We start from the raw sequence: 5,056 nt of genomic DNA, 5'->3' as shown, positions 1-5,056 counted from the left end.
GCTGGCGCAGCGAGCTCGTCGCGGACGGTGCGGGCGGCGACCCGGGCGCGGGTGGCCCTGGTGCCGCTGACCTTGGTGCCGGTGGCCCCTCCGGGGCGGACACGGACCTGCTACCCGGGATCGCCTCCCTGTTCAACGGCGCGCTGTTCACCGCGGACTGCCTGGACCGCGTCGGCGTCCCGGACCTCCGGTTGTTCATCCGCGGCGACGAGGTGGAGATGCACCGGCGGCTGGTGCGGTCCCGTCTGCCCTTCGGCACATGCCTGACCACGGCGTACCTGCACCCGCAGGGTTCCGACGAGTTCAAGCCGATCCTCGGCGGGCGCATGCACACCCAGTTCCCCGACGACCCGGTCAAGCGGCACTTCACCTACCGCAACCGTGGCTACGTGCTCACCCAGCCCGGCAACCGGCGCCTCATCCCCCAGGAGATCCTGCGCTTCGGCTGGTACTTCCTGGTGACCAGGCGGGACCCGGCCGGCCTGCGCGAGTGGCTGCGTCTGCAGCGGTTGGGCGCGGGCGAGCGGTTCGACAAGCCATGACCGACTGGATCGCCCTGCAGTCCCGGGCCGCCGACCTGTACGACCGGGTCCTGCCGATGGTCACCGACTGGGACGCCGCCACCCCGTGCAGCGAGTGGACCGCCCGTGAGGTGCTGGCCCACGTCGTGGACGAGCAGATGTGGGTCCCGGGACTGTTGGCCGGAGGGACGGTCGACGAGGTGGCCGGGGACCTCGAGGAACCGCTCCGTCGGCTCACCGGGGCCAGCGGCCCCGACCTCGTGGCCTTCTGGCACACCCTGCGCGCGCCGGTGGCCGCCGCGTGGCGGGGAACCCCCACCGACGACGAGGTCCACCTCTCCTACGGTCGGGCGCCGATGGTGCACTATCTCGCGCAGCAGACCTTCGATCTGGCCGTCCACGCCTGGGACCTGTCGGTCTCCCAGGGGGTCGACCTGCCGTGGGGCGACGAACTCGAACGCGCCGTCCTCGACTTCGTCCGGACCGATCTCGCCGACGACCCGGCCCCCGAGCTGTTCTCCGCTCCGCTACCGGGCTTCGACGGAGAAGGGGTCCCGACCCGGCACGCCGCTCTCGCGCGTACCGGTCGGGACCCCTCCGCCTGGCCGGCGGCCTAGAGCTCTGGCCGACGGCCTACCCGGCCTCGCGGAGCGCCGCCATCGGGCACTTCTCGATGGCCTTGCGAGCCCTCTTCTGGAGTTCCTCGGGGACCTCCTCCACGAGCAGGCGCACCACCTCGTCGTCGTCGCCCAGGGCGAAGACCTTCGGGGCGAGGCCGACGCACACCGCCTGCCCCTCGCACCGGTCCGGGTCGATCGCGATCTTCATGGGAAACCTCCTGGTTGGAACACTGGGTACACGGGTGTCACGGCCTGGCGGTATCAGCTCACCGGCACGAAGTCGACCTTGTCCCGGACGCCACAGTCCGGGCACTGCCAGTCGTCGGGGATCGCCGACCACGGCGTGCCGGGGGCGAAGCCCTCCCGCGGCTCACCCAGCGACTCGACGTAGTGGTGGCCACAGTTGGGGCAGGCATAGGTGCCGATCGGCGAGACGGCGCCGCGGACGGCGTCCACGTCGGGCTCGGGATCCAGGACGGCGGTCGCCGTGGCGGCCGGGGCGGAGGACCGGCTGGTCGCGGTGCTCGCGCCGGTGGCCGACGGGTCGCCGTAGCGGGCGAGGATCCGCTCCCGCTTGGACGGCTGGATGTTGGCCCTGGTGACGTCGCCGTCGTAGTGGTCGAGCACCCGGTGGTCCATGATCCGGCGCCAGATCGGCGGGAAGTAGGCCACCACGATGAGCGCGGCGTACCCGGCGGGGAGCTGCGGGGCGTCGTCGGTGGTGCGCAGGACCTGGTAGCGGCGCATCGGGTTGGCGTGGTGGTCCGAGTGGCGCTGCAGGTGGTAGAGGAAGATGTTGGTGACCAGGTGGTCGGAGTTCCACGAGTGCTCGGGCCGGCAGCGCTGGTAACGACCGCTGTCGAGCTTTTTGCGGCGCAGCCCGTAGTGCTCGAGGTAGTTGACGACCTCCAGCAGACTGAACCCGTACACCGCCTGCAGGATCAGCCAGGGAAGGACCTCGAGTCCGAAGACGGCGGTGAGGCCGCCGAACAGGACCAGCGTCATGAGCCAGGCGTTGATGTTGTCGTTACGCAGGGTCCACGGTGACTTGCCGAGGCGCTCGAGGCGGTTCTTCTCCAGCTCCCAGGCGGAGATGAGGGAGCCGATGACGCTGCGCGGGAGGAAGGCCCAGAACGACTCACCGAGCCGCGAGCTGGCCGGGTCCTCCGGGGTGGCGACGCGGGCGTGGTGCCCACGATTGTGCTCGATGTAGAAGTGCCCGTAGGCCGTGGTGGCGAGCGCGATCTTGGACAGCCACTTCTCGGAGTTCTGGATCTTGTGTCCGAGTTCGTGGGCGGTGTTGATGCCGATGCCCCCCGCGATGCCCACGGCCCAGGCGACGCCGATCTTGGCCACCAGCCCCAGCCCGCCCTCGTGGCCGAAGAACGACAGGTCGTCGGCGGTCCACAGGTAGCAGGCGAAGATCAGGGCGGCGTACTGCACCGGGAGGTACAGGTAGGTGCACCACCGGTAGAAGGGGTCGGCCTCCAGGCGTTCGATGACCTCCTCCGGCGGGTTCCGACCATCCACCCCGACGACCATGTCGAGCAGAGGGATGAAGACGAACACGACGAAGGGGGCGACGAACCACGCCACGACGGCGGCGGTGCCCCACCCGGCGTGGGAGAACCACGAGAACAAGCCGAGAGAGATGAACAGGGCGCCGGCGGGGATGAGCCCGAGCAGCCACAGGTATCGCTTGCCGTCAGTCCAGGGGTACGGCTGCGCCGCGGTCTCCCCTGCCTGGAGGTCGGTGTGCATCACAAGTCTCCCTTGATCGAGCCCGGCGGCGTGTGTCGCACGCCACCTAGTGGGTCAAATCTAGACAAGCATCAGCCGTTTGTCTAGACAGGGACCCTCTTTTTGTCCAGAGACCTCGTCGGGCACCCTGCCCTGCAGGCCCGCCGCCGTGCGCCCGCTCGACCGTGGGCCGGAACTGACTCACGAGTAAGTTAGGATCGGTGCGTGCCCAAGACCCTCCTGCACCGCTACACCTCCAGTCCCCGCGCGTTCCCCCTGCTGGCCTCGCTGTACCCCCCTCTGCTCGGGTCCGGGATCCGCATCCGGCACATCGCCCCGGACTGGACCCGCGGAGAGCTGAGCATGCACGTCGCACCGTGGACCGCCAACACCAACGGCACCGCGTTCGGCGGCGCACTGTTCGCCGCGACCGACGTCCTCTACGGGGCCCTGCTGTCCGGGCAGCTCGGTGGCGGGTACCAGGTGTGGACCAAGAGCGCGACGATCGACTTCCGGGCCCCCGGCCGGGGCCGACTGCGGTGCGTGGTGGACGTCCCCGGCCCGGAGGCGGACGCCATCAGGGAGCGACTGGCCGACCATCCGAGCACCAGCGTCGTCCACACCGCGGTGGTGAGCGACAGCCGCGGCACGACGGTCGTGGAGGCGCAGCACACCATGTTCATCCGACGGAAGAGCTGACCGCAGGCGATCCGGCCCGAGGCGCGTAGGATTATCCGGTCCCCGGCCCTCCTCGGAAAGGACTCCCGTTGGGAGCCACCCCGCTCGCCTGGTCGCTGTCCGTCGGCCTGATCGTCGCACTGCTGCTGTTCGACTACTTCTTTCACGTGCGCAAGGAACACATCCCGACGCTCAGGGAGTCGGCCATCTGGTCCGCGACGTACGTGGGCATCGCGATAGCCTTCGGCTTCCTCGTGTGGATCTTCGGTGGAAACCAGATGGGCGTGGAGTACTTCGCCGGGTACATCACCGAGAAGGCGCTCTCGGTCGACAACCTGTTCGTGTTCCTGCTCCTGTTGACCAGTTTCAAGGTCCCGCGGGCCGGGCAGCAGAAGGCACTCCTGTTCGGCATCGTGTTCTCGATCATCGCCCGGACCGGGTTCATCTTCGTCGGAGCCGCCCTGCTCAACGCGTTCAGCGCGCTGTTCTACGTGTTCGGGCTGTTCCTCATCGTCACCGCGGGCCGTCTCCTGGCCGAGGACGACGAGGACGACGACGCGGACAACTTCGTGGTGCGTCTGGCCAAGAAGTTCATCCCGGCGACCGATCACTACGACCACGACAAGCTGTTCACCATCGAGAACGGCAAGAAGGTCATGACGCCGATGATGATCGTCATGGTGGCGATCGGCGGCACCGACATCATGTTCGCGTTGGACTCCATCCCCGCGATCTTCGGCCTCACCCAGAACGTCTTCATCGTCTTCACCGCCACCACTTTCTCGCTACTCGGCCTGCGCCAGCTGTACTTCCTGCTGGACGGCCTTCTCGACCGCCTCGTCTACCTCAAGTACGGCCTCGCGGCGATCCTGGGCTTCATCGGCGTCAAGCTGATCCTCCACGCCCTGCACGAGAACAACCTGCCGTTCATCAACCAGGGCGAGCACGTCAGCGTGGTGGAGGTACCCACCTACCTGTCGCTGGGCGTCATCATCACCGTCCTCGTGGTGACCGTCGTGGCCTCGCTGGTGAGCCCGGCAGGGAAGGCGCTCACCGTGCTCGGCAACCTCAAGCGGCACTCGCACGAGTACCTCAACAAGAACTTCACCGACGACCCCGTCGAGCGCGCCAAGCTGTGGGCCAAGATCCTCGACAACGAGGACAAGCTCAAGTCGATCGACCGGAAGTACTTCGGCTCCGAGGGCGACGTCTGGGAACTCGAACAACTGCTGCGCCGGGTCTGGGACGATCACGCCCGTTACGAGCGCGCCACGGACTACACCCGCTGACCGACCACACCAGCCGACCGGTCTCTACGCGCTCCGGCCGGCCCACATCCCGAGGGGATCGGCGACCGGTTCCCCGGGGAGCGGCGGGAGCAGCAGGGCCCCCGGCCACAGTGACCGCAGCGCCGGGAGCACGCCATCCACACCCGGGTCACAGATCCGGGTGTGCGGCGCGAGAACGGCGCCGGCCGGGTGGGTGGCGCGTCCGGGC

General features: G+C 68.6%; 5 protein-coding genes and 2 pseudogenes. 4 read left to right on the top strand and 3 right to left on the bottom strand.

The features are described from left to right. Both G6021_RS00750 and G6021_RS00745 read left to right on the top strand, forming a co-directional pair. Positions 1–542, top strand: a pseudogene (locus tag G6021_RS00750) (galactofuranosyl transferase); the annotation flags it as partial. Further along, on the top strand, positions 539–1,138 hold the full coding sequence (locus G6021_RS00745) for a maleylpyruvate isomerase family mycothiol-dependent enzyme (protein ID WP_179524264.1): 600 nt from the start codon (positions 539–541) through the stop codon (positions 1,136–1,138). The pseudogene G6021_RS00750 and the gene G6021_RS00745, both read left to right, overlap by 4 nt. A 16-nt stretch (positions 1,139–1,154) precedes the next feature. On the opposite strand, the gene G6021_RS00740 is transcribed toward G6021_RS00745, so the two are convergent. Together G6021_RS00740 and G6021_RS00735 are read right to left on the bottom strand one after the other, a co-directional pair. Then, on the bottom strand, positions 1,155–1,349 hold the full coding sequence (locus G6021_RS00740) for a ferredoxin (RefSeq protein WP_095717092.1): 195 nt from the start codon (positions 1,347–1,349) through the stop codon (positions 1,155–1,157). A 53-nt stretch (positions 1,350–1,402) separates the two neighbouring features. Further along, a complete protein-coding gene (locus G6021_RS00735; RefSeq protein ID WP_095717091.1) occupies positions 1,403–2,902 on the bottom strand; it encodes a fatty acid desaturase in 1,500 nt (499 codons plus the stop codon). Between the two features lie 204 nt (positions 2,903–3,106). Between G6021_RS00735 and G6021_RS00730 the strand changes: the two genes are divergently transcribed. Next, positions 3,107–3,580: a DUF4442 domain-containing protein gene (locus tag G6021_RS00730; protein WP_017837455.1), complete on the top strand. Its 474-nt coding sequence runs from the start codon at positions 3,107–3,109 to the stop codon at positions 3,578–3,580. Between the two features lie 68 nt (positions 3,581–3,648). Further along, the gene (locus G6021_RS00725) at positions 3,649–4,848 is read left to right on the top strand and encodes a TerC/Alx family metal homeostasis membrane protein (protein ID WP_182640467.1); all 1,200 of its coding nucleotides are present in this window, start codon (positions 3,649–3,651) and stop codon (positions 4,846–4,848) included. A gap of 24 nt (positions 4,849–4,872) precedes the next feature. Here G6021_RS00725 and G6021_RS16870 read toward each other — a convergent pair. Then, positions 4,873–5,056, bottom strand: a pseudogene (locus tag G6021_RS16870) (hypothetical protein); the annotation flags it as partial.

Origin of the sequence: Dietzia sp. CW19 (genome assembly GCF_014145265.1) — a bacterium.
Lineage (GTDB): Bacteria > Actinomycetota > Actinomycetes > Mycobacteriales > Mycobacteriaceae > Dietzia > Dietzia natronolimnaea.
This window is presented reverse-complemented; position numbering and strand designations above follow the sequence as displayed.